Here is a 20834-nt window from a genome sequence, read left to right on the forward strand (position 1 = left end):
TAAGGACTAATAACTAAGCACTAATAATCAAGGACTAATAACTAAAAACAAAGGACAAAAAACTATGTCGCGAATTGGCAAGCGTCCGATTAGCATCCCCACGAAAGTCACCGTCACCCTAGACGGTCAAAAAGTAGCCGTCAAAGGCCCTAAAGGTGAACTTTCCCGAGTTATCCCAGCCGAAATCCTCATGGGAATTGAAGGCGAGACTTTACTCGTTACCCGTCGAGACGAATCTCGCGTCGCCAGACAACTGCACGGCTTGTGCCGCACCCTAGTCGCCAACATGGTCGAAGGTGTATCTCAAGGTTTTCAGCGGCGGCTCGAAATTATCGGCACAGGTTATCGGGCACAGGTTCAAGGACGGAACCTGATTTTAAACGTCGGTTACAGCAAACCCGTTGAAATGCCCCCTCCAGAAGGCATCACAATGGCAGTTGAAGGCAACACCAACGTCATTGTCTCCGGCATTGACAAAGAACTCGTAGGCAACACAGCAGCCCGCATCCGCGCGGTGCGTCCGCCCGAAGTCTACAAGGGCAAAGGCATTCGCTACAGCGGCGAAGTTGTCCGTCGCAAAGCTGGTAAAACAGGCAAAACAGGTAAGAAGTAACAGTCAGTAACCCAGGTCTAAAGACACGCTCGCTTGTAGGGGCAATTCCCGCAAGCCATACTGACCAGCCTAAGACTTTCGAGGTCTACGTTTTTGGAGTCACGACACCGGGAGAATGCGTAGCTAGTTCCCTGCTCTGTCATTTGCAACTAAACAGTCTTAAGGTCACTGAGATAGTGTTGCAAGTCTAAAAAGCTCTTAAAACATTGGCGAAGCTAACATCACCCCGCAAGGGAGGCTCCGAGGAGCAAATCCGAAGTGTCATTTCTCTCTCAGGTCTAAAGACTCGCTCGTTTCCCATTTACCGAGTATTTATATGAAGCTTACTCGCAAAGAATCAGTCCAGCGCAGACACCGCCGTGTTCGGCGCAAGGTGTTCGGCACCTCCGAACGTCCCAGACTAGCGGTATTTCGATCGGATCAGCACATCTACGCCCAAGTAATCGACGACACCGCCCAGCACACTTTGGCTGCTGCGTCAACCCTCGATCCCGAATTGAAGTCAGCTCTCAGTTCTGGCGGCAACTGCTCCGCGAGCGTGCAAGTCGGTCAGTTGATTGCCAAACGCTGTTCCAGCGCTGGCATAGTCAAAGTCGTATTCGATCGGGGGGGCAACCTCTATCACGGTCGTGTCAAAGCCCTCGCAGAAGCAGCTCGCGAAGCCGGGTTAGACTTTTAGAGGGGGTAATGGGTAGCGGGTAATGAGTAATTAAAAAGTAAAAAGTCAAAAGTTGAAAGTTAAAAGGCAAAATCCAGATTTCTTCTATTTTTACTTTTTACTCAAACAATTACCACTTGCCGATCGCCTTTCACCAATTACTAATTCCCACAGGACAAAACTATGGCAGAACAAAAAGAACAGCGCAACAAGAAAAAAAGCAGCAGCAACAACAAAGGGCGCGAAAAAGAATCCGAATGGCAAGAACGGGTTGTTCAGATTCGGCGCGTTACCAAAGTAGTCAAAGGTGGTAAAAAACTCAGCTTCCGCGCCATAGTCATTATCGGCAACGAACGCGGTCAAGTTGGAGTAGGAGTCGGCAAAGCTAGCGACGTAATCGGTGCCGTTAAAAAAGGCGTCGCTGACGGCAAAAAGCACCTAATTGAAGTCCCCCTCACCAAATCTAACTCCATCCCTCACCCCATCAACGGTGACGGTGGCGGAGCTAAAGTCATGATGCGGCCGGCCGCTCCGGGAACCGGGGTAATTGCAGGGGGAGCAGTGCGAACTGTTCTCGAACTCGCAGGAGTCCGCAATATCTTAGCCAAACAGCTAGGTTCTGGAAATCCCTTAAACAACGCCCGAGCCGCAGTCAATGCCCTCTCCACCCTCCGCACCTTGTCCGAAGTTGCTCAAGAGCGCGGAATTCCAGTAGAAAATCTCTACGGTTAGGGCACGCGAGAACGGGAAACTGTAAGTTTTGAGTGTTAAGTGCTTGCGGTGAAAATAAAAAAATCCGCAACTCAAAACTCACGCACTCAAAACTACTGCGTACCCCCTCTCTAAATACCAATTACCAATTACCAATTACTAAAACTATGAGATTGCAAGACGCCCGACCCAAAGCAGGCTCCCAAAAGCGCCCCCGACGCTTGGGCAGAGGTATTTCTGCCGGTCAAGGCGCGAGCTCCGGCAAAGGGATGCGCGGTCAAAAATCTAGAGCCGGTAGCGGCACTAGACCCGGTTTTGAAGGAGGTCAAAATCCTCTCTACCGCCGTCTCCCCAAGTTGAAAAGCTTCCCTCTAGTGAACCGGAAAGAGTACACTACCATTAATGTAAGTAAATTAGCATCGCTGCCAGCAAACACCGAAGTTACTCTCACCTCTTTGATCCAAGCCAAAATTGTCACCACAGACGATGGGCCGCTGAAAATCTTAGGAGATGGTGAACTGAATGTACCTTTGCAAGTGCGCGCCTCGGCTTTTACCGCAGGTGCTCGCACAAAAATTGAAGCTGCAGGCGGAAGTTGCGAATTAGTTGCGTGAAGATTTGAGGTTTGAGAGTATGTCCAAATCTCAAATCCTCTCTTCTTGCTATCAGAAAATGATTTAGTCGAAAATCCCAAATCTAAAATCCCAAATCGTAACTATGGACGTTAGTAGAGAGAAAGCGCCAACTGCACAAGAGACGTTCATGCAGATGGCTCAAGCTGCTGGTTTACGAGGCCGCATCCTCGTAACCATTGGCTTACTGATTTTAGTACGCCTGGGTGTCCACTTGCCAGTCCCCGGCATCGATCGAGTCGCCTTTGCCCAAAACGTCGAAAATAGCCCTTTAATTGGCTTTTTGGATTTGTTCTCAGGAGGTGGCTTGTCAGCTTTGGGGATTTTCGCGCTGGGGATTTTGCCCTACATTAATGCTTCAATTATTGTGCAACTTCTAACGGCGGCTCTGCCAAGCTTAGAAGAGTTGCAGAAAAATGAAGGAGAAGCAGGGCGGCGCAAGATTTCTCAAATTACTCGCTACGTTTCTTTGGGCTGGGCAATTTTGCAAAGTATTGGCATTGCGATTTGGGTCAGCCCTTTTGCTCAATCTCCATCGCCTTTATTCATAGCACAAACTGCTTTGGCTCTGACAGCCGGCTCCATGTTTGTGATGTGGATATCGGAAGTGGTGACGGAGCGAGGTATCGGGAACGGAGCCTCGCTGCTGATTTTTATCAATATTGTCTCGGTATTGCCGCGCTCTTTGGGACAAACTTTTGAATTGGCTCAAAGTGGGGACACGCAAGTTGTCGGCCGTGTAGTCGTTCTGCTGCTGGTCTTTTTGGTGACGATTGTCGGGATTGTTTTTGTTCAGGAAGGTACTCGCCGCATTCCGATTATTTCGGCCCGCCGCCAAGTCGGCCGCAAAGTTTATCGGGAGAGCCGGAGTTATCTGCCCCTGCGCTTGAATCAAGGCGGAGTGATGCCGATTATTTTTGCATCTTCGGTGTTGATTGTGCCTTCTTTCCTCGCTCAGTCTCTCAATAACCCGTTTTTGGTTCAAGTTGCTAATGTTTTGAGTCCGAACGGGCCGACGCCTTGGGCTTACGCGCTGTTTTATCTGACTTTGATTCTGTTCTTCAGCTATTTCTACGCTTCGTTGATTGTCAACCCCGTAGATATGTCTCAGAACTTGAAAAAAATGGGCGCCAGCATTCCTGGAATTCGTCCGGGTCAGAAAACGAGTGATTATGTGGAGAAGGTTTTGAACCGTTTGACTTTCTTGGGAGCGATTTTTCTCGGTCTGGTGGCCATTGTACCAACTGCTGTAGAAAGCGCGATCGGCGTGCAAACTTTTAGAGGTTTTGGCGCAACTTCCCTACTGATTCTAGTAGGTGTGGCGATCGAAACTGCTAAGCAAATTCAAACTTACGTCATCTCCCAACGATATGAAGGAATGGTGAAGTAATCGCAATGCAATTTATTTTCATGGGGCCTCCAGGGGCGGGAAAGGGAACTCAGGCTCAGATATTAGGCGCTCTCTGGAAAATACCCCACATTTCTACGGGCGAAATCCTGCGCGCCTGCGTGGTGGCGAAAACTGCCTTGGGTCTAAAGGCGCAAGCTTACATGGACAGGGGTGAGTTGGTTCCCGACCAATTGCTGATGGATATCGTGCAGGAACGCTTGAATGAACCGGACGCTAATGCGGGCTGGATTCTTGACGGCTTTCCCCGCACAGTCGCCCAGGCAACTTTTTTAGACAAACTGCTGCTGGAGCTTAGCGGTGCCGAGGGGAGTACACCCAACCCAAAATCGGGTCTCAAAGCTGTTAATCTTGACGTGCCTGACGACATTTTGGTGTCTCGCCTGCTGTCGCGGGGCCGGCAGGATGACAATGAGGAGACGATCCGCCGCAGGTTGCAAGTTTATCGCGAACAAACTGAGCCTTTGATTGATTTTTACAGCGGCCGCCAACAGTTAGTTGCGGTTGATGGCGATCGAGCAATGGAATTAGTCACCGCAGAACTGCAACAATCTCTCTCGATCGACTCTTGAACCCTCTCAATACAGCTTGTTACTCACAAGCTTTTGCTAAGATATGTTAACTAGGAGCTTTTTGTGCTATCAGGTTTTGTGAGGGTTGCTAGAGACCGGATTGAACTCGATACTAATTGCCACAACTTTACTCAAGTAAAGCTAAAGCGATCCGTTGGTTGAGTCAAGAAGTCGAACGAGGCGCCCTAATTATTGCCCCCCGTTCCCGTTGGACTCCTACCAGTAAATAGGTTTTGAGGCTCACGCCGGGACACTCCTAGTTAATCAAATGTAGAGTTGAGGTAAATACCAAATTGTCTAAGCAAGATTTAATTGAAATGGAAGGGACAGTGACGGAATCCCTGCCCAATGCGATGTTTCGCGTTGACCTAGATAATGGGTTTAACGTGCTAGCTCACATTTCCGGCAAGATCCGCCGCAACTACATCAAAATTCTGCCTGGCGATCGCGTCAAAGTCGAATTGACTCCCTACGACTTGACCAAAGGCAGGATTACTTATCGCCTTCGGAAAAAATAGGCTTAGATAAAACTTTCTAAAAACTAATTCTAAGTTTAATTAGAGAGAATTTGGTAAAAAGCTTCAAATTTATGCTATAATGCTACGTTTGTAGTGTTGCCGAGAAGGGCGTCAACAACCCACCGGTGTACCGGGTTAAGTCATTGCTACGCCGTAAAAGTATCGCTCGCCAACATTTTTGTTTTGTGCAGGCGAACTTTACCCCAGCAATGGGAGTGGGTGCAAGCGGGCTCCTTCATGAAACAACCCGCACTTTATACAATTTAATCGAGGAGAGGTCTACACCTTGCCCAGCCTCTCCTCCCACCGCTCTACGGGCAGTCCCAGCGTGCCTGTTCTCCGGTAGAGCGGGGTTCTCCAGGCAGGAAGAAAGATGAAAGTTCGAGCATCTGTCAAAAAAATTTGTGAGAAATGTCGCGTCATCCGCCGTCGCGGTCGAGTGATGGTGATATGCACTAACCCGAAACACAAACAACGCCAAGGTTAGAAAAAAAGAAGATTGGGCACTGCACCCAGGTGCATCCTAATTGAACATTGTAGCCAAACAGGAAAACTAGGGAGACAAAAAGTGTGGCACGGATTGCCGGGGTAGACCTTCCACGCGATAAGCGCGTCGAAATAGGTCTGACATACATTTACGGAATAGGCTTGTCGCGGGCCCAAAAAATTATCGCTGCAACAGGCGTAAATCCTGACACTCGCGTCAAGGATTTAACAGAGGCCGACGTGACAGCTCTGCGGGCTCATGTAGAAACAACATACCAAATCGAAGGAGACCTCCGGCGCTGGGAGTCAATGAACATCAAGCGCCTGATGGACATCGGAACTTATCGCGGTCGGCGTCACCGTTTGGGTCTGCCGGTGCGGGGACAACGAACCCGTACCAACGCCAGAACCCGTCGTGGCGTCCGCCGAACAGTTGCGGGCAAGAAAAAGGCTCCTTCCAAGAAGTAACATCTTTTTGGGAAAAATACGCTGGGGGCTGCTGGCTCCTAGCGCTTCGGGACATTAGTTGAGAGAAACGTTAAAGAGACTAATATGGCGCGACCACAAACAGGCAAGAAATCTGGTGCAAAAAAGCAGAAACGGAATGTACCCAATGGGGTAGGCTACATCCAGTCTACCTTTAACAACACGATTGTAACTATTACCGACCTCAACGGCGAAGTGATATCCTGGGCATCCGCAGGTTCCAGCGGTTTTAAAGGAGCTAAGAAGGGCACTCCCTTTGCGGCTCAAACAGCAGCAGAAAGTGCTGCCCGCAGAGCCAATGACCAAGGAATGCGCCAAATAGAAGTAATGGTGAGCGGACCCGGAGCAGGTCGAGAAACTGCTATTCGGGCGCTGCAAGGGGCGGGACTGGAAATTACCCTGATTAGAGATGTTACCCCAATTCCTCACAACGGCTGTCGCCCTCCCAAGCGGCGTAGAGTCTAAAACGATTTGAGATTTTAGATTTTAGATTTTGGATAATGGCTAACTGCTTAAAGTCAAAAACTAATGCTTCTAACTGTTGCCCCGTCCATCCAAAATCCGAAATCCATTCAGGGGTATGCTCTGCAATCTAAAATCAAAAATCAAAAATCCACAGTGGAAAAGGGAGGTCACTCCGTGGCGCAGTTTCAAATTGAATGTATAGAGTCTAACACTGACAAAGACCGGAGTCAGTACGGAAAATTCGTCCTGGAACCGCTCGATCGCGGTCAGGGAACAACTGTTGGGAATGCGCTTCGGCGAGTTCTGCTGTCAAATTTGGAAGGAACAGCAGTAACTTCAGTCCGAATCGCGGGCGTCAATCACGAGTTTGCCACGATCGAAGGGGTACGTGAGGATGTTCTAGAAATTCTCCTGAACATGAAAGAGGTCGTCCTCAAAACTCATTCTCAGCAGCCGCAAATCGGCAGGTTGCGGATTGAGGGGCCTGTAACAGTAACGGCCGATCGATTCGATTTGCCCTCAGAGGTGGAATTGATCGATCGCTCCCAATACATTGCAACTCTCTCCCCCGGCTCAGTTCTGGAAATGGAATTCAGAATTGAAAAAGGCATCGGATACCGAGCAGTAGACCGCAGTCGCGATGATGGGTCGGCTTTGGATTTTCTCCAAATTGACGCCATCTTTATGCCGATTCGCAGAGTCAACTACAGCGTTGAAGATGCTAGGGTAGGGGGCACGGTCGAGAAAGACCGGCTGATTATGGAAATCTGGACTGATGGCAGCGTGACTCCTCAAGAAGCTTTGAGTCAATCTGCCCACATCCTGGTAGATTTATTTGCACCTCTCAAAGACATCACCCAAGATTCTCTCAAACCAGAGTATCCAGGTGAAGCCGATCCTACTAGCCAAATTCCGATCGAAGAATTGCAGTTGTCCGTCCGGGCTTACAACTGTCTCAAGCGGGCTCAGATCAACTCAGTCGCAGACTTATTGGATTATACCCAAGAAGACTTGCTCGAGATCAAGAACTTCGGGCAGAAGTCCGCAGAAGAAGTGATTGAAGCTTTACAAAAACGCTTGGGCATTACCTTGCCACAGGAAAAATCAGCTAAAAGTTAATCAACGGGTAACGGGTAAAAAAGTTCTGAATTTTAAGTAGGTGAGTTTTTAAGTTAAAGAATTCACCCCCCTAGATCGCGGACTATCCCGGCGCCCAATTACCAATTACCAATTACCAACTGCCATGCGTCACCGCTGTCGCGTCCCCCAACTCAACAAACCGGCTGACCAGCGCCGCGCCCTACTGCGCTCGCTGACCACCGAATTAATCCGCCACGGTAAAATCACTACCACTCTCGCCCGCGCCAAAGCGCTGCGGCCAGAGGCGGACAGAATGATTACCCTCGCAAAAGATGGCTCATTGGCCGCTCGCCGGCAAGCTATGGGCTTTATCTACGACAAACAGTTAGTACACGCCTTGTTTGAAGCAGCCCAAGAACGGTACGGCTCGCGCAACGGGGGCTACACCCGCGTAGTACGAACTGTCCCCCGCCAAGGAGACAATTCCGAAATGGCGATCGTTGAACTGGTTTAATTCAATTTTGGGTTGGAGATTTGTGATTTATGACTGACAATCCAAAATCCCCAATCGAAAATCCCCAATCGATACAGCGCGTTGCTCTAGTAATCCAATACCTCGGCACTAACTTTCACGGTTGGCAGCGACAGCCGAACCAGCGTACAGTACAAGAAGAAATTGAAACAGCAATATCGACTGTTCTGGAACGCCCGGTAACGCTGCACGCTGCTGGGAGAACGGATGCGGGAGTTCACGCTGCTGCTCAAGTAGCCCATTTTGATGCCCACGGCCCAATTCCGGCTCACCGTTGGGCAAGCGTTCTCAACTCTCGACTGGCAAAAGATATTTTAATTCGAGCTTCGGCAAAGGTGGAACCTACCTGGCACGCTCGGTTCTCAGCCAGTTGGCGGCGCTATCGCTACACCCTTTATACAGACCCGACGCCTAATTTGTTTGTGCGTCCTTTTGCTTGGCACTGCTATCACGCTCCTGTGGATGAATCTTTGATTCAGACAGCTTTGACACCGCTCATCGGGCGGCATCACCTGGCTGCTTTCCACCGCGCGGGGTCTGCCCGCCCCCATTCCTGGGTGGACGTACAAGCTGCCGAGTGTCAGCGTTCTGGGCCTCTTATCTATATTGAGGTTCAGGCAAGCGGGTTTCTGTACGGGATGATGCGGCTGCTGGTGGGGTTGCTGGTGCAGGTGGGTCGCGGGGAAAGGCCGATCGACAATTTCACAGATATCTGGGTCAACGAACGCCGAGAAATGGTAAAATATGCCGCTCCCGCTCAAGGTTTGTGCCTGCTGCGGGTTGGCTATTCAGAATTTCCCTTTCCCCCAGATGTCTGGTACGACACTCAGCCAAAATTAGTCATTAGTCATTAGTCATTAGTCATTAGTCATTAGTCATTAGGTAACTACTAATAAAAAACTAAGGACAACTAACAATTAAAAACTGACAACTGACAACTGACAACTGACAACTAACAACAGTTAACAGTTAATAGACAACTAACAACAAACAATGAACAAAACTTACGTCCCTACTCAAGACTCCCTAGAGCACAAGTGGTACGTGGTCGATGCCGCCGACCAGCGACTGGGCCGTCTGGCAACTGAAGTTGCCATGTACCTCCGGGGGAAACACAAACCGACTTACACTCCTTCTATGGATACCGGCGACTTCGTAATTGTCATCAATGCGGACAAAATCGCTGTTACTGGCAAAAAACGCACCCAGAAAATCTACCGCCGCCATTCTGGAAGACCGGGCGGCATGAAAACAGAAACTTTTGCCAAATTGCAAGCACGTTTGCCCGAAAGAATTGTCGAAGAAGCTATACGAGGAATGCTGCCTCACACTTCTCTGGGCAGACAACTGTTTACTAAACTCAAGGTGTACGCTGGCCCCAACCACCCGCACCAAGCTCAAAAACCAGAAGAATTAATTGTTCACACGATTCCGGGAGGAAATGAGTAATGCAAGCAACAGATACATCCGGTCGCGCTGTGTACTGGGGTACCGGCCGTCGCAAGTGTTCCGTAGCGCGGGTGCGTTTGGTTCCCGGCACTGGCATACTGACAGTCAATGGTAAAGAGGGGGATTTGTACCTGCAATTCAACCCTACTTATTTGGCTCTGGCTAAGGCCCCTCTGGAAACTTTGGGTCTGGAAAATGAGTACGACATTTTGGTAAAAGTCGAAGGCGGTGGCTTGACAGGTCAGGCTGACTCGATTCGCTTGGGTGTCGCTAGAGCACTTTGTCAATTAGACCCGGACAACCGCAAGCCTCTGAAGACTGAGGGCTATTTGACTCGCGACCCGCGGGCCAAAGAACGGAAAAAGTACGGTTTGCGGAAAGCTCGCAAAGCTCCTCAATACTCCAAGCGGTAATCGAGGTTCGGCAGCGGATTGTGTAACGGATGTAACGGATGTAACGGATAGAAGGAAGAAGGAAGAAGGCAAAATTATCCAGATTCTATCTTCCTTTTTTTTCAAGTCTATTTCCGATTCCTGCTTCCTGGTTCCAACAGATATAAGGCAAAATTGGTGCTGTTGTTGGTGTACAAGTCCTGCGGCAGCTAAAATGGTTGTAAAGTCAAAAATTAGAGAGTAAAAAACAATGGCAAAAGAAGGCATTCACCCTGAGTGGTATCCCGAATCTCAGGTTTATTGCAACGGCGAACTTGTGATGACTGTGGGTTCAACAAGACCAAAGCTTCAAGTTGATGTCTGGTCGGGAAATCATCCTTTCTATACTGGCACTCAGAAGATTATTGATACTGAAGGTCGTGTGGAGCGCTTTATGCGGAAATACGGCATGACTGAGGTAGAAATGCCGAAGGCAGATGCTTCCTCTGGGCCGCTGAAAATGGAAGAGCCGAAAGCAGATGCTTCTAAGGCTGCTGGTAAAGGCAAAAAGAAGAAGTAGCCGGATTGTCATTTGTCCGCAGTTTGTTGAGAGTAGTTCTTTCTACTGGCAACTTACCGCCCTCGGATTTTAGATTTTAGATTGAAGACTTCGCTATGCAGGCAGTTGAGTTCTATCGCGTAGAGTTCGATCGACATTCTATCCTAACTGCTCTTGAGTTCTAAAATCTAAAATCTAAAATCTAAAATCTAAAATCGATCCGCCCTCGGATTGGAGAGTTTAGATTGAAGACTTGCTAAGCAGGCAGTAGAGTTCGATGGAGATTCTATTCCAACTGTTCTTCAAATCTAAAATCTAAAATCTAAAATCTAAAATCTAAAATCGATTGACAAAGGACAACTGACAATGGCTGAATCTTATTTGCTGGATAAATTGAAGTCGGTAGAGCAAACTTTTAATGAGTTGACTCGCCGCATGGCTGACCCGGATGTCGCTAGGGACAATCAAGAGTTTCAACGGGTAGCAAAAGCTCGATCGTCCTTGGAGGAAGTGGTCGATACTTTTGCTCTGTGGAAAACGACTCAGGAAGATTTGGTGGGCGCGCGACAGGTTCTCAAGGAAGCTGCGGGCGATCGAGATATGCAAGAAATGGCTGGGCTGGAAGTTCAGGAACTTGAGTCGAAGCTGGAGAATTTGGAAAGTCGTTTGAAGGTTTTGCTGCTCCCCCGCGACCCGAACGATGACAAGAATATTATGCTGGAAATTCGGGCGGGTACTGGCGGAGATGAGGCTAGTATTTGGGCGGGAGATTTGCTGCGGCTGTATTCGCGCTACGCTCAAACTCAAGGCTGGCAGGTGAAGTTGGTGAGCGAGTCGCTGGCGGAAATGGGCGGCTTTAAAGAGGTGATTCTGGAAGTTACGGGCGACAGCGTTTACAGCAAGCTGAAGTTTGAGGCTGGAGTACACCGGGTGCAGCGAGTGCCTGTGACTGAGGCTGGCGGCCGGGTGCATACTTCGACGGCGACGGTGGCTGTGATGCCGGAGGTTGATGATGTGGAGATTCACATTGATCCGAAGGATATTGAGATGAGTACGGCTCGATCGGGCGGCGCTGGCGGTCAAAACGTGAACAAGGTGGAAACTGCTGCGGATTTGTTTCACAAGCCGACGGGAATTCGGATTTTCTGTACTGAGGAGCGCAGTCAGTTGCAGAATAAGGAGCGGGCGATGCAGATTTTGCGGGCTAAGCTCTATGAGATGAAGTTGCGGGAGCAGCAGGATGAGGTGAAGTCGCGGCGTTTGGCTCAGGTTGGTACTGGTTCGCGATCGGAGAAGATTCGCACTTACAACTATAAGGACAATCGGGCTACCGACCACCGTTTGGGGGAAAATTTCTCGCTCAATAGTGTTTTGGAAGGAGATATTGAGGGGATTATTCAAACTTGCATTTCTCAGGATCAGCAGGAACGTTTGGCTGAGTTGGCTGCTTCTACTAATTGATGGAGTGATGGGGGGCTAGGCGCATTGTTTGCTCAGCCTCAGTTCCCTTGTTACGCGGGAGATATGGTTGAGTAGGGCTTCCCAAATTGCATCGGCGATCGCTACTGGATATTTGAAATGTTCGAGGTCGTATTGTACAATGACTTCTAGGGGTGCTAGGATTTGCTGGTTTCGACAACTGGCAATTGCTGCGATCGCCTCTTGTTGCCATCTGGCAAATAGTCTGTAGCTGAAAAAGGAACTGCATTTTTGTCCTTTCTTGTTCAGGTAAACGACTATTACTTGATGTTGTTTGGGGTAAACTTTGACTATGCGGTTGACGGGCATTCTCAAGGCTTCGGCTGCTTCTATTTTGGAGATTTGCCAGCGCTGGGGTTTTAGCCAACCGGAGGCTGTAAGGCTTTGACGGGTGCGGCTGGGCTTGTGAGTTTTTAGATTGCGTCTCTTGGTCATTTTTACTTTCCCTGATGTCTGTCTTCGGTTTCAAAGTTCGATCGGGCTGTCCCCTTATGTTGGGTTCCTAGCTCAGAACCATTTGTTTAGCGACCCGTTCGGCGTATCAACACTTAGGTTGTAATTATTAGTTTACTTGCAATGCGCCCCTGTGTCAAGTGTAATTATGAATTGCAAGTGGAAAATTTGGGAGTTGGGAAGTAAACTGAATTATGTGGGATTAAGTAGTGACGGCAGTTGTGAACGCAGAAGCTAAAAAAAAATTGATCGAGATTGTCAAACTAGCTCGCGGTTCCATGAGTCAGCGGGGATTCGGCAAGCTTCTGGGTGTCTCTGCGACTGCGGTTCAGTTGTGGGAAAAAGGTCAGAGCATCCCAGATACAGAAAATTTGGCTCAGATTGCTGTGAGGGCAGGGTTTACACTTGAAGAGTTGCTGGCTCATCTGGAAGGCAAACCCATGCGTGAACCGGTAGATACTAACGATCTGCTGAAAAAAATTCAATGTATACCAATTAGTGAGTTAGCCGTGGTTGGTAGAGCCGTGATGGATAGACTCGCGGCGGCGGCTGAGTCGTCTGGGAAATATAGTTGATGTATCTGTTCGTAAGTAGACTCGTAGATACGATCGCATAGCTTTTAAGTTGTGAACATCCAAAATAGACAAAAACTTAGTGAAATCATCAAAACTGCTCGTGGAACAATGAGTCAGCGAGCGTTTGGTAAGCTTTTAGGCGTTTCTGCGACTGCTGTTCAGCTTTGGGAAAGGGGCGATACGGTTCCAGAGACGGAAAACTTGGGTAAGCTCGCAGCGAGAGCAGGCTATACTCTGGAAGAGTTTCTCAGCATTTTGGATGGCAATCCAGTCTCGCAACCTTCAGAAATTAACGATATTCTCAAAAAAATTCAGTTTTTGCCTCTGAGTCAGGTGGCGCTAATTGCTAAAGCTGTAGCGGATAGATTCGCTGCGTCGGCTGAGGCTGCTGGAGAATGAATATGAAGCAAATTTATCTGTAAACTAGGAGTTGTGGTTATCTCGTGGCTGATACCGTGGACGCAGAAGCTAAGAAAAAACTGAGTGAGGTTGTTAAATTAGCGCGGGGCTCGATGAGTCTGACCGCTTTTGGCAAGCTGTTGGGAGTTTCTGCTGCTTCTGTCTTGTATTGGGAAAAGGGGCAGGTACTTCCAGATACGAAAAATTTGACTCAGATTGCGACAAGAGCAGGCTTTACGATGGAAGAGCTTATGGCTCATCTCGAAGGCAAGCCGGTGCAGGAACCCGTAGATACTAACGATCTGCTTAAGAAAATTCAATGTATGCCACTGAGTGACTTAGCAGTGATTGTTCGAGCTGGTATGGAGCGACTGGCTGCTGCTGTAGCTTCTGGGAAGTATGGTTGATGTAGATAGACCAGTTTTCTTGTAGGTACGATCGAGTAGCTTTTAAGTCGTGAACATCCAAAAGTGTCAAACCGATGTTCAAGCTGCTAATTTTAATTTTTATGGCGCTGCCCGATCGCCGATCGATACAATGATAGATATCCTAAATCTGTGTTGACGATGAACGTTATTCTTGCCATACCAGAAGAGCTGCAAACCTATATTGAGGATCAAATTCAGGCAGGGGCTTATGCCAGTGCGGTAGAGTATTTTCTAGACTTGGTGCAGCAAGATCGCCAGCGAAAACAGGCACAAGCTAAACTAGAAGGTTTGCTGCAAGAGGGTTTAGACTCGGATGGGGAACCCGTTACGGCTGCGTACTGGCAGAATTTGCGGGAATCGGTTTTGGGTGGCGATTCACAACCAGTATGAGCAATCGATTAATCGATACAATAAAGCAATCGATGCAGCAGAATGCTATTAACCTACGGCAAATTCTGTAAATTGGCGCATATAGGGTGCATGGAACCCCAGAACAATATCATCTTTAGCAATACCTAATTCCATTAAATCCAGGGTGATATCGTCTGCCGTTGTGTTGAGTTGTAGCCAGATTTTTTCATCTTTAATATCGAGATGTAAAATCGGGCCGTAGACACGCTTACTTTTGTACCAGCCGACATACACTAATTGGTAATGGTCGCGCTGTGGATCGAACAGAATTTGGAGTTCTAACTCTGAATTGCTAGAAGTTCCAGAACGCATCTGAGCATAGTTGAGTAAGGCTTGCTGCACGGCATTTCGATAACGATCTAGTTTAGCCATTGTCTGATTTCCTCTCTGGTAGGATCGTAGACGATGAGACGGGTTTGACTCCTTTGAATGACGGATTGAATGAAGGGAACAACAAAAAAGTCGTCATAAATGCTGACAGGAACGGCGAGGTAAAGTTTTCGATCGGGATCGGTATCTTCGAGTGCGTAGCGATAGTTAAGACACTGACCCAAGGCAGTATGAAATTCCGAAAGTGTAGAGGCTCCAAGAAAGCTTTTGACCTCAACAGCGATTTTTTGACCCTTGCGCTCGGCATTGACACTCAAGCGGGCTAAAGCCACTGAGATTCTGCTGACAGAATAACTCTAGTTATTACTAAAGTCTAATTCTCGCTACGGTGGCCAAACACCGTCTACCCAGTCGGTCAAGTTTTACACCTAACTTACTGGCTACTTTTCTTAGAATATTGCCCGCGCCATTCAGATCCGCGTTAATTATAGTTCCATTAGCAGAGCGATACAATCCACGTTTAATTCGCTTTCCAGATGCTTTCCATCCAAGCGGTTTTTCACCATACCTGGGTAGGAAGTCTCCATCAAGAAAGCTAGCTTTAGAGCTGTATGCTTCTTCTGTTTCAGTGAACTTAATGCCGTGTAAATTACAAAGTTGCTTTAAGCGATCTTTCAGTTTTCCTAATGGCATCTGAACAAACTTTTGATTGTTCAGTTTGCCCATATCAACATTGGACTTAAACCCTTGGTTCCATCCAATCACTAGATTACCGATACCGTGTTTCAAACAATGGTCAATAATTAACTTTGCAGCTTTGCTGACACCATCGCGCATCTGGTGATTGCGCTTGCGGGTTACGCGGTCTAACCAACTGTCCCAATAACCCGTGGGCTTTCCTTCTTTTCTAGTCGCTACTTTCTTATTCCAAAGTTGATTCATCGCCTTCATGGCGCGAGCATCAACCAAGAAAGAATTTCCAAGCGTGTCAACACAAGCTGCTAAGTTGTCAGCCGTCCCCAAGTCAATTGATAGAGCTTGATTGTAATCCAAATCATGTTGTTTACATTCTACTTCGTAAGACATTTCTAAATAGAAAGCGCCATTCTTAGGGAGAATCGTGAACTCTTTAACCTTTGTGTAGTCAATATTTGACGGCATAGGTAGAAAGAATTCAGAAACCCCAAACCAGCGCCGTACTGTTAAGCCCAGGGAAAATCTCAACTGGTCGCCGACAAGCGCTGGCTTTAATCCACCAGAATTTGGGTAGGCGACTTTAAACAATTTAGAGCCTGTTAAATAGCTCGGAGGCTTGGGTCTAAAGTGCAATTGACCTTTGCTATACAAAGCTTTTAACTCTTTGAAGCTTTTGAACGCCTCCGTAACCGACATCAAAGTTTGTTGCATAGGCGTTGAAGGCAGCGACTTAGCAACCATCGACTTTGCGATTGACGGTTCAAAAGATAAATCAAATTTTCCAGTCAACAGTTTTCCTGTTTTGAAAAGTGTTTGACGAGCGAAGTAAACAGCACTATTGTACAGCTTGCCGGATTGCCGACAAAGATATTGTAATACGGCTTCAATTTCTTTGGTAGGAGACAACAATACTTGCTGCACTCCCATTGTTTTTTTGACTTTAGTCACCTCTTTTTCCCGAAATTTAGTTGATTTATTTAGTTTAGGTGAGTATAGTGGATAAGTCAATCCATAACAACAAAACTTTATGTTGCCAATTCCTGAGTACCAGACTCACAACCACGTCAAATTCCTACTTAATTACCATTTTGTGTTTATCCCAAACGCCGGAAAAAAGTTCTGGTTGGCAGTGTAGCAACTAAGCTGCGTGAAATATTTTTAGCACTTTCAATCGAGAAAGGTTGGGATATTTTAGCTCTGGAAGTAGCGCCAGATCACGTACACTTATTTGTAGCGGTTAAGCCGATGGATACTCCTGCGTTAGTTGTCAAGGCATTCAAGGGACGTTCTAGTCATAATTTAAGGGCTGAATTTCCAGAATTAAAAAAGCTGCCGTCCTTGTGGACGAGCAGCTATTTTGTTAGTACCGCAGGCAATATTAGTAGTGAAGTTGTTAGGAAATACATCGAAGATCCGCATCACTCTGCTAATTAAGAAAGACACTCTTGACTGAAGTCCCCCGAGTCGCTTCCCTCTCAGGGCTGAAGCCACTGAGTTTCCCGCATCCCGTATTAATTCTTATGAGTAACTTCTCTGCTCCAAAGTCAATGTAGAGGTTGCTGAGGCGCTCGATCGGGATTGTAAGTGGATCATCGGTAATTGTCCAGCCATCTTTTTGGAGGGCGACTTTTACGGCTTCATGAAATCGATCTTTGGCAGGCATAGCCACTGAGAACGCTTTACTATTCCTATTTTACCATTGAATCGTGCTGCCCGATCGCCGATCGATACAGGAATTACGTTTTAACTAAATGCGATCGCCCTCTCCCTGACTCAATATGTCTAAAAATTCTCGGACAATGCGATCGGGTTCTTCTGTGCATCTGTTAGCGTCGCAATAGTGGATGATGCTGATACCGTGAGATGCAAACAGGCGATCGCGCGTTTCATCTTTTTGTGTATCGGGATGCGATATTTCCAGAATACCCCATTTGCCTTGGTGGAAGATGAGGAAATCTGGTTCTTGGTTTTGTCGGCCTGCGGGTGTGGTGAGGCGGGCTTTGGAGTTGGGGAAAAAGAGGGTGTTTGTGCGATCGAGCGCTTCTGCTATTTTTACTTGTTCTTCACAGTGAAAGCGCAGATCGTTCCAGTGATAAATCCTTGATTTTATGCTCGATAAAATTCCCTGGTTGTGCGCGTCTTCGGCCTTGATAATTTCATCTGATACTGTATTATAATCAGCTAAAATTGCACCGTGTAAATCTGCTGACGAATCAGATTCACTTAAGTTTGCGAATGATAGTCGGGCTCCGCTTAAGTTAGCACCGCTGAGGTTAACTCCAATAACTTGAGTTCGATGTAAAGTCACTTGATTTCGCCGCAAGTATCGCTTAAAAACAGAGCGTAAATTATTTTTTTTTACCTTTTCATCAAAAGCTTCTGAGAGTTGTTTCCAGAGTTTAGCCGCCAGCGCTTTGATGTATTCATCATTATATTGAGAGAGTTGAGAAATTTCTTCATAGGAATGTCTGCCTTCCCAGCATTGTCTGAAGATGAGCTCTTGCACGTCGTTTAAGCCTTCGCCATCGAGGAGAGTTTCTGCGATCGCGATTGCTTCATCAACGGTCATGGCTTAAGTTTCCTTAAAGTATATATTTGGTGAAGTTTTGACAATAATACCATTTTTTTATGATGCTGCATAGAACCCGATCCCCCTAAAGAGGGCGGGCGGGCACGGGGAGTAGGGGTCGCACCGCCCCTACAAGGGGGGGGACAAGATTTTGATCAAAGTCCCCCTTCTTAAGGGGGATTTAGGGGGATCGAGATATGTGCAACGACCCATTAAATTAATATAAGAGGCTATATCTTAGGAATTAAGGCTGATGTTCATTCAACCAATTGGTTAAATCTGAGGCTTCTGAAAAATCCAGCAGCGCCTCTCCTAAATCCTCTAATTCTTCTACGGATAAAGTCTGAATTTGCTCGGTTGTTTCAGGTGCGATCGTACCGATACGTCGAATCAACAGACGACTGAGGAACGACAGCGCCTCATTTTTCCTTCCTTCAAGGAGGCCATCTTCGCGAATTTCTTGGTAAATCACAGAACCGCGCATAGTTTCCTTCCTAAATAGTTGTCTGATTAAGTCTTTTTCAAATCTCAAACCTGCGAGCACTTGGGTGCAAGCGAGTAAATCCGCTTGTTGAGTAGGTTCTTCTATTGTAGCAATCTGAGTAGCTATTTGCTCTAACAAAGTTCGCGGCGAGTTGGTTTGAGATAGTGTTGCGAGTGGGAGCAAGCCGGGGACTGACAGCAGTAAAGCGGGGTCTTGTTCCCAGAGGCGAATAACTCGATATCCGTGTCGGGTGTTCGCGTCTGTGTACTCCGATACAAAAACTTGTTCTGAGGCTGTTTGCTGCAAAAAGATTACTACTTGATTGATGGAACAGGAGTATTGCCGTTTGAGCCTGACGTAGTAGTCTAGCATCCTGAAGGCGATCGGCGGGTCGGAGTAGGGTCTGGTTTCAAATTCCAGATGCAGGATTTGGTTATCTGTTTGCAGGAAAACGAGAGAATCGGCTCGGATGGGCTCTTGAATTAGTTCGGTTTTGAGTACCTGAACGCTGGTGGGTTCGTCAATTGGTAGCAGCCAGCGGACGAAGGCTGCGGGGAATTTTTCGGCTAGATATTTGCAGGTGTTGTCGTAGGCCAAGAAAGTTGGGTTGTGAGAAAGGTTATTTACAAGAGTTTAACTCTAGGAGCATCTATCTGAGAGGAGATTTTTGGGGAATTTGGGGAAAGTCCTTACTTTTTATCACTTTTTATCACTTTTTATCACTGACAAAGATGCGATCGAGTTGATAAAGTATTTCACTAATAGCTCGCGAGCAGTGCTCCATAGGTAGCAATATAGAATAATGAATAAGCGATTAAAACTGATATTTCTAACATCTAGCATTATATGCACAGTGCTTTTTCCTTCGGCAAGCTGGGCGCGGACTGTGTTGCAAGAAATTCAGCAAACAGGAGTTTTAAAAGTTGGGATTAGAAAAGATGCTGTGTTTTTTGGCTATGAAGACGGACAAGGCTGGAAAGGCTATTGTACAACTTTTGCAGGTGCACTAGCAAACAGCCTCAGCCGACAACTAAACAGAAATGTTAATGTAGTGGCAGTCCGTTCTACTATTCAAAATCGCGAGGCGCTCGTGAGAAACGGAAATGTGCATATAGAGTGTGGGCCTAACACAATCAGCAGCGCTAAAGAACAAGTCGAAAATATTAAGTATTCTCAAGCATTTTTTATTACAGGTACACAGTTGCTTGTCAAAAATCAAAATAGAAACGTCAACTTGTCAAATACAAGTATTGGCGTCCTTCAAGGTTCTGCTAATTTAGCAGCAGTTGCCAGAGTATATCCTCGTGCTGAAATAGTACAGTTTACCGAAAGATATTTAGGCATAACAGCAGTATCGAACGGTAAAATTACTGCATTTGCGGGCGATACGGTTCTTTTGGTAGGAGAAGCAGTCAGACAAGGATTGCCTGTAGATACTTTTGCTTTATTGCCCAGCCAACCTCTTTCCTGTGACGTATATGGGATGATACTTCCCGCTAACGATTCTCAGTGGCAAAATTCTGTTAATTCTTTCATTAATAGCAGTGAAGGAAAACAGGCTTGGGGTACTTGGTTTGGAGAATTAGTGCCTTATCTCAAAGCAACTATTGATTATTGCAGTAGATAATCAAACCGTTGGTTGCTTCTATTATTCAATGCTTTGTTAAGTAATTTTTATGAACGAACAAGGAATAATCAAAACCCTAGTATGTGGAGTAATAGTAGCTATTGTAGGATCGTCAATCCATATTTTTCAGAGTGAAATTAAACAATGTATTGGTTGGCAAGCAGGTTTCTGCCCTCTGACTAATGAGATTACATACGAGACTGGTAGTAGATATAAAGGTGATATTTTAAATAGTAAGCCACATGGTAAAGGAGTATGGACTTCTGCCAAGGGTGCTCGCTATGAAGGGGAGTTCAAGGTAGGGAAATTCAATGGTAAAGGCGTGTTTACTTATACCAATGATAGTCATTACGATGGGGAATGGCTCAATGATAAAAAGAATGGTAAAGGGGTATTTACTTATACGAATGGCGATCGCTACGATGGGGAATGGCTCAATAATAAAAGAAATGGTAAAGGCTTGTTAATGTATGCGAATGGCGATCGCCTAGAAGGTGAGTGGAAAAATAATAGTTATATCAAGGGTGTGTATATTTATAAGAATGGCGATCGCTATGAGGGAGACTGGAGCAATGACGGAACAAAGCGCAATGGCAAAGGGACTTTGACCTATGCTGATGGTCGGCGTTATGTAGGTGAGTTTCGTGACAACGAAATCAATGGTAAAGGAAATATGACTTACCCTAAAAACAATGAGACACAAAGTTATGACGGTGAGTGGAAAAATGGCAACTATAACGGTGTAGGTACTATTATTTGGTCTAATCAGGGTAAGAGCATCTCAATCAGCCTTGACAAAAGGATTTGAGAAGAAGCATCATGTATTCATCATTCATTGCAGCC

General features: G+C 46.8%; 30 protein-coding genes and 1 pseudogene. 24 read left to right on the forward strand and 7 right to left on the reverse strand.

The annotated features are described in order from the left end of the window. Positions 1-64 precede the first annotated feature (64 nt). The 17 genes from rplF (at position 65) to prfA (ending at position 12001) form a co-directional block, all read left to right on the forward strand. Positions 65-613 carry a 50S ribosomal protein L6 gene (rplF, locus tag QT990_RS05240; protein WP_333039622.1) on the forward strand — a complete coding sequence of 183 codons (549 nt, stop codon included), beginning with the start codon at positions 65-67 and terminating at the stop codon, positions 611-613. Between the two features lie 316 nt (positions 614-929). Then, a complete protein-coding gene (rplR, locus tag QT990_RS05245; RefSeq protein ID WP_333142828.1) occupies positions 930-1292 on the forward strand; it encodes a 50S ribosomal protein L18 in 363 nt (120 codons plus the stop codon). A 162-nt stretch (positions 1293-1454) separates the two neighbouring features. Beyond that, complete coding sequence (gene rpsE, locus QT990_RS05250) at positions 1455-2003, forward strand: 30S ribosomal protein S5 (protein WP_190745441.1); 549 nt, start codon at positions 1455-1457, stop codon at positions 2001-2003. 146 nt (positions 2004-2149) lie between these two features. Continuing rightward, positions 2150-2596 carry a 50S ribosomal protein L15 gene (rplO, locus tag QT990_RS05255; protein ID WP_006634984.1) on the forward strand — a complete coding sequence of 149 codons (447 nt, stop codon included), beginning with the start codon at positions 2150-2152 and terminating at the stop codon, positions 2594-2596. Positions 2597-2699: 103 nt separating this feature from the next. Continuing rightward, positions 2700-4004 carry a preprotein translocase subunit SecY gene (gene secY / locus QT990_RS05260; protein ID WP_333142827.1) on the forward strand — a complete coding sequence of 435 codons (1305 nt, stop codon included), beginning with the start codon at positions 2700-2702 and terminating at the stop codon, positions 4002-4004. A 5-nt stretch (positions 4005-4009) separates the two neighbouring features. Continuing rightward, on the forward strand, positions 4010-4594 hold the full coding sequence (locus tag QT990_RS05265) for an adenylate kinase (RefSeq protein ID WP_333142826.1): 585 nt from the start codon (positions 4010-4012) through the stop codon (positions 4592-4594). Positions 4595-4887: 293 nt separating this feature from the next. Further along, complete coding sequence (gene infA / locus QT990_RS05270; RefSeq protein ID WP_006276978.1) at positions 4888-5112, forward strand: translation initiation factor IF-1; 225 nt, start codon at positions 4888-4890, stop codon at positions 5110-5112. A 373-nt stretch (positions 5113-5485) separates the two neighbouring features. Continuing rightward, the gene (gene rpmJ / locus QT990_RS05275; protein ID WP_015178722.1) at positions 5486-5599 is read left to right on the forward strand and encodes a 50S ribosomal protein L36; all 114 of its coding nucleotides are present in this window, start codon (positions 5486-5488) and stop codon (positions 5597-5599) included. Between the two features lie 83 nt (positions 5600-5682). Continuing rightward, on the forward strand, positions 5683-6066 hold the full coding sequence (gene rpsM, locus QT990_RS05280; RefSeq protein ID WP_006634981.1) for a 30S ribosomal protein S13: 384 nt from the start codon (positions 5683-5685) through the stop codon (positions 6064-6066). Between the two features lie 84 nt (positions 6067-6150). Next, entirely contained in the window at positions 6151-6549 is a 399-nt protein-coding gene (gene rpsK, locus QT990_RS05285) for a 30S ribosomal protein S11 (protein ID WP_332978136.1), read from the forward strand. A 174-nt stretch (positions 6550-6723) separates the two neighbouring features. Next, positions 6724-7668: a DNA-directed RNA polymerase subunit alpha gene (locus QT990_RS05290; RefSeq protein WP_332958426.1), complete on the forward strand. Its 945-nt coding sequence runs from the start codon at positions 6724-6726 to the stop codon at positions 7666-7668. Between the two features lie 124 nt (positions 7669-7792). Continuing rightward, positions 7793-8143 (forward strand): 50S ribosomal protein L17, encoded by a 351-nt coding sequence (rplQ, locus tag QT990_RS05295; protein ID WP_190657966.1) that lies wholly within the window; start codon positions 7793-7795, stop codon positions 8141-8143. Positions 8144-8172: 29 nt separating this feature from the next. Continuing rightward, positions 8173-9015: a tRNA pseudouridine(38-40) synthase TruA gene (truA, locus tag QT990_RS05300; RefSeq protein WP_190745434.1), complete on the forward strand. Its 843-nt coding sequence runs from the start codon at positions 8173-8175 to the stop codon at positions 9013-9015. A gap of 139 nt (positions 9016-9154) precedes the next feature. Beyond that, the gene (gene rplM, locus QT990_RS05305) at positions 9155-9610 is read left to right on the forward strand and encodes a 50S ribosomal protein L13 (protein WP_015178725.1); all 456 of its coding nucleotides are present in this window, start codon (positions 9155-9157) and stop codon (positions 9608-9610) included. After that, on the forward strand, positions 9610-10023 hold the full coding sequence (rpsI, locus tag QT990_RS05310; protein ID WP_194067224.1) for a 30S ribosomal protein S9: 414 nt from the start codon (positions 9610-9612) through the stop codon (positions 10021-10023). The genes rplM and rpsI overlap by 1 nt, the downstream gene beginning before the upstream one ends. A gap of 229 nt (positions 10024-10252) precedes the next feature. Further along, positions 10253-10561: a 50S ribosomal protein L31 gene (gene rpmE / locus QT990_RS05315; RefSeq protein ID WP_333142825.1), complete on the forward strand. Its 309-nt coding sequence runs from the start codon at positions 10253-10255 to the stop codon at positions 10559-10561. Between the two features lie 345 nt (positions 10562-10906). Then, positions 10907-12001, forward strand: a complete 1095-nt coding sequence (gene prfA, locus QT990_RS05320; protein WP_333142824.1) for a peptide chain release factor 1 — start codon at positions 10907-10909, stop codon at positions 11999-12001. 15 nt (positions 12002-12016) lie between these two features. On the opposite strand, the gene QT990_RS05325 is transcribed toward prfA, so the two are convergent. Next, positions 12017-12454 carry a hypothetical protein gene (locus QT990_RS05325; RefSeq protein WP_333142823.1) on the reverse strand — a complete coding sequence of 146 codons (438 nt, stop codon included), beginning with the start codon at positions 12452-12454 and terminating at the stop codon, positions 12017-12019. Positions 12455-12681: 227 nt separating this feature from the next. Here QT990_RS05325 and QT990_RS05330 point away from each other — a divergent pair, with 227 nt between their 5' ends. From QT990_RS05330 to QT990_RS05345, 4 genes are all read left to right on the forward strand, one after another. Then, positions 12682-13047 (forward strand): helix-turn-helix transcriptional regulator, encoded by a 366-nt coding sequence (locus QT990_RS05330; RefSeq protein WP_333032907.1) that lies wholly within the window; start codon positions 12682-12684, stop codon positions 13045-13047. Positions 13048-13155: 108 nt separating this feature from the next. After that, positions 13156-13446 (forward strand): helix-turn-helix domain-containing protein, encoded by a 291-nt coding sequence (locus QT990_RS05335; protein ID WP_236504535.1) that lies wholly within the window; start codon positions 13156-13158, stop codon positions 13444-13446. A gap of 44 nt (positions 13447-13490) precedes the next feature. Continuing rightward, positions 13491-13853 carry a helix-turn-helix domain-containing protein gene (locus QT990_RS05340; RefSeq protein WP_333142822.1) on the forward strand — a complete coding sequence of 121 codons (363 nt, stop codon included), beginning with the start codon at positions 13491-13493 and terminating at the stop codon, positions 13851-13853. Positions 13854-14012: 159 nt separating this feature from the next. After that, the gene (locus QT990_RS05345; RefSeq protein ID WP_333142821.1) at positions 14013-14264 is read left to right on the forward strand and encodes a hypothetical protein; all 252 of its coding nucleotides are present in this window, start codon (positions 14013-14015) and stop codon (positions 14262-14264) included. A gap of 48 nt (positions 14265-14312) precedes the next feature. On the opposite strand, the gene QT990_RS05350 is transcribed toward QT990_RS05345, so the two are convergent. Genes QT990_RS05350 through QT990_RS05360 form a run of 3 tightly spaced genes read right to left on the reverse strand, consistent with a single transcriptional unit; the run spans position 14313 to position 16259 of the window. After that, complete coding sequence (locus tag QT990_RS05350; RefSeq protein ID WP_333101792.1) at positions 14313-14657, reverse strand: XisI protein; 345 nt, start codon at positions 14655-14657, stop codon at positions 14313-14315. Further along, positions 14645-14947 carry an element excision factor XisH family protein gene (locus tag QT990_RS05355; protein ID WP_333142820.1) on the reverse strand — a complete coding sequence of 101 codons (303 nt, stop codon included), beginning with the start codon at positions 14945-14947 and terminating at the stop codon, positions 14645-14647. Before QT990_RS05355 ends, QT990_RS05350 begins: the two co-directional genes overlap by 13 nt. Before the next feature lie 34 nt (positions 14948-14981). Beyond that, positions 14982-16259, reverse strand: a complete 1278-nt coding sequence (locus QT990_RS05360; RefSeq protein WP_333300285.1) for a transposase — start codon at positions 16257-16259, stop codon at positions 14982-14984. A 79-nt stretch (positions 16260-16338) separates the two neighbouring features. Here QT990_RS05360 and tnpA point away from each other — a divergent pair. Continuing rightward, a pseudogene (gene tnpA / locus QT990_RS05365) lies at positions 16339-16745 on the forward strand (IS200/IS605 family transposase). Here tnpA and QT990_RS05370 read toward each other — a convergent pair. From QT990_RS05370 to QT990_RS05380, 3 genes are all read right to left on the reverse strand, one after another. Beyond that, positions 16738-16974, reverse strand: a complete 237-nt coding sequence (locus tag QT990_RS05370; RefSeq protein WP_333142818.1) for an element excision factor XisH family protein — start codon at positions 16972-16974, stop codon at positions 16738-16740. The pseudogene tnpA and the gene QT990_RS05370 sit on opposite strands and share 8 nt — an antisense overlap. 84 nt (positions 16975-17058) lie before the next feature. Then, on the reverse strand, positions 17059-17880 hold the full coding sequence (locus QT990_RS05375; RefSeq protein ID WP_333142817.1) for a pentapeptide repeat-containing protein: 822 nt from the start codon (positions 17878-17880) through the stop codon (positions 17059-17061). 244 nt (positions 17881-18124) lie between these two features. Continuing rightward, the gene (locus tag QT990_RS05380; protein ID WP_333142816.1) at positions 18125-18961 is read right to left on the reverse strand and encodes an Rpn family recombination-promoting nuclease/putative transposase; all 837 of its coding nucleotides are present in this window, start codon (positions 18959-18961) and stop codon (positions 18125-18127) included. Positions 18962-19166: 205 nt separating this feature from the next. Between QT990_RS05380 and QT990_RS05385 the strand changes: the two genes are divergently transcribed. Both QT990_RS05385 and QT990_RS05390 read left to right on the forward strand, forming a co-directional pair. After that, positions 19167-19991 (forward strand): amino acid ABC transporter substrate-binding protein, encoded by an 825-nt coding sequence (locus QT990_RS05385; protein ID WP_333300287.1) that lies wholly within the window; start codon positions 19167-19169, stop codon positions 19989-19991. A gap of 49 nt (positions 19992-20040) precedes the next feature. Next, a complete protein-coding gene (locus QT990_RS05390; protein WP_333142814.1) occupies positions 20041-20799 on the forward strand; it encodes a hypothetical protein in 759 nt (252 codons plus the stop codon). Positions 20800-20834 lie beyond the last annotated feature (35 nt).

Origin of the sequence: Microcoleus sp. T3_B1 (genome assembly GCF_036700445.1) — a bacterium.
GTDB lineage: Bacteria > Cyanobacteriota > Cyanobacteriia > Cyanobacteriales > Microcoleaceae > Microcoleus.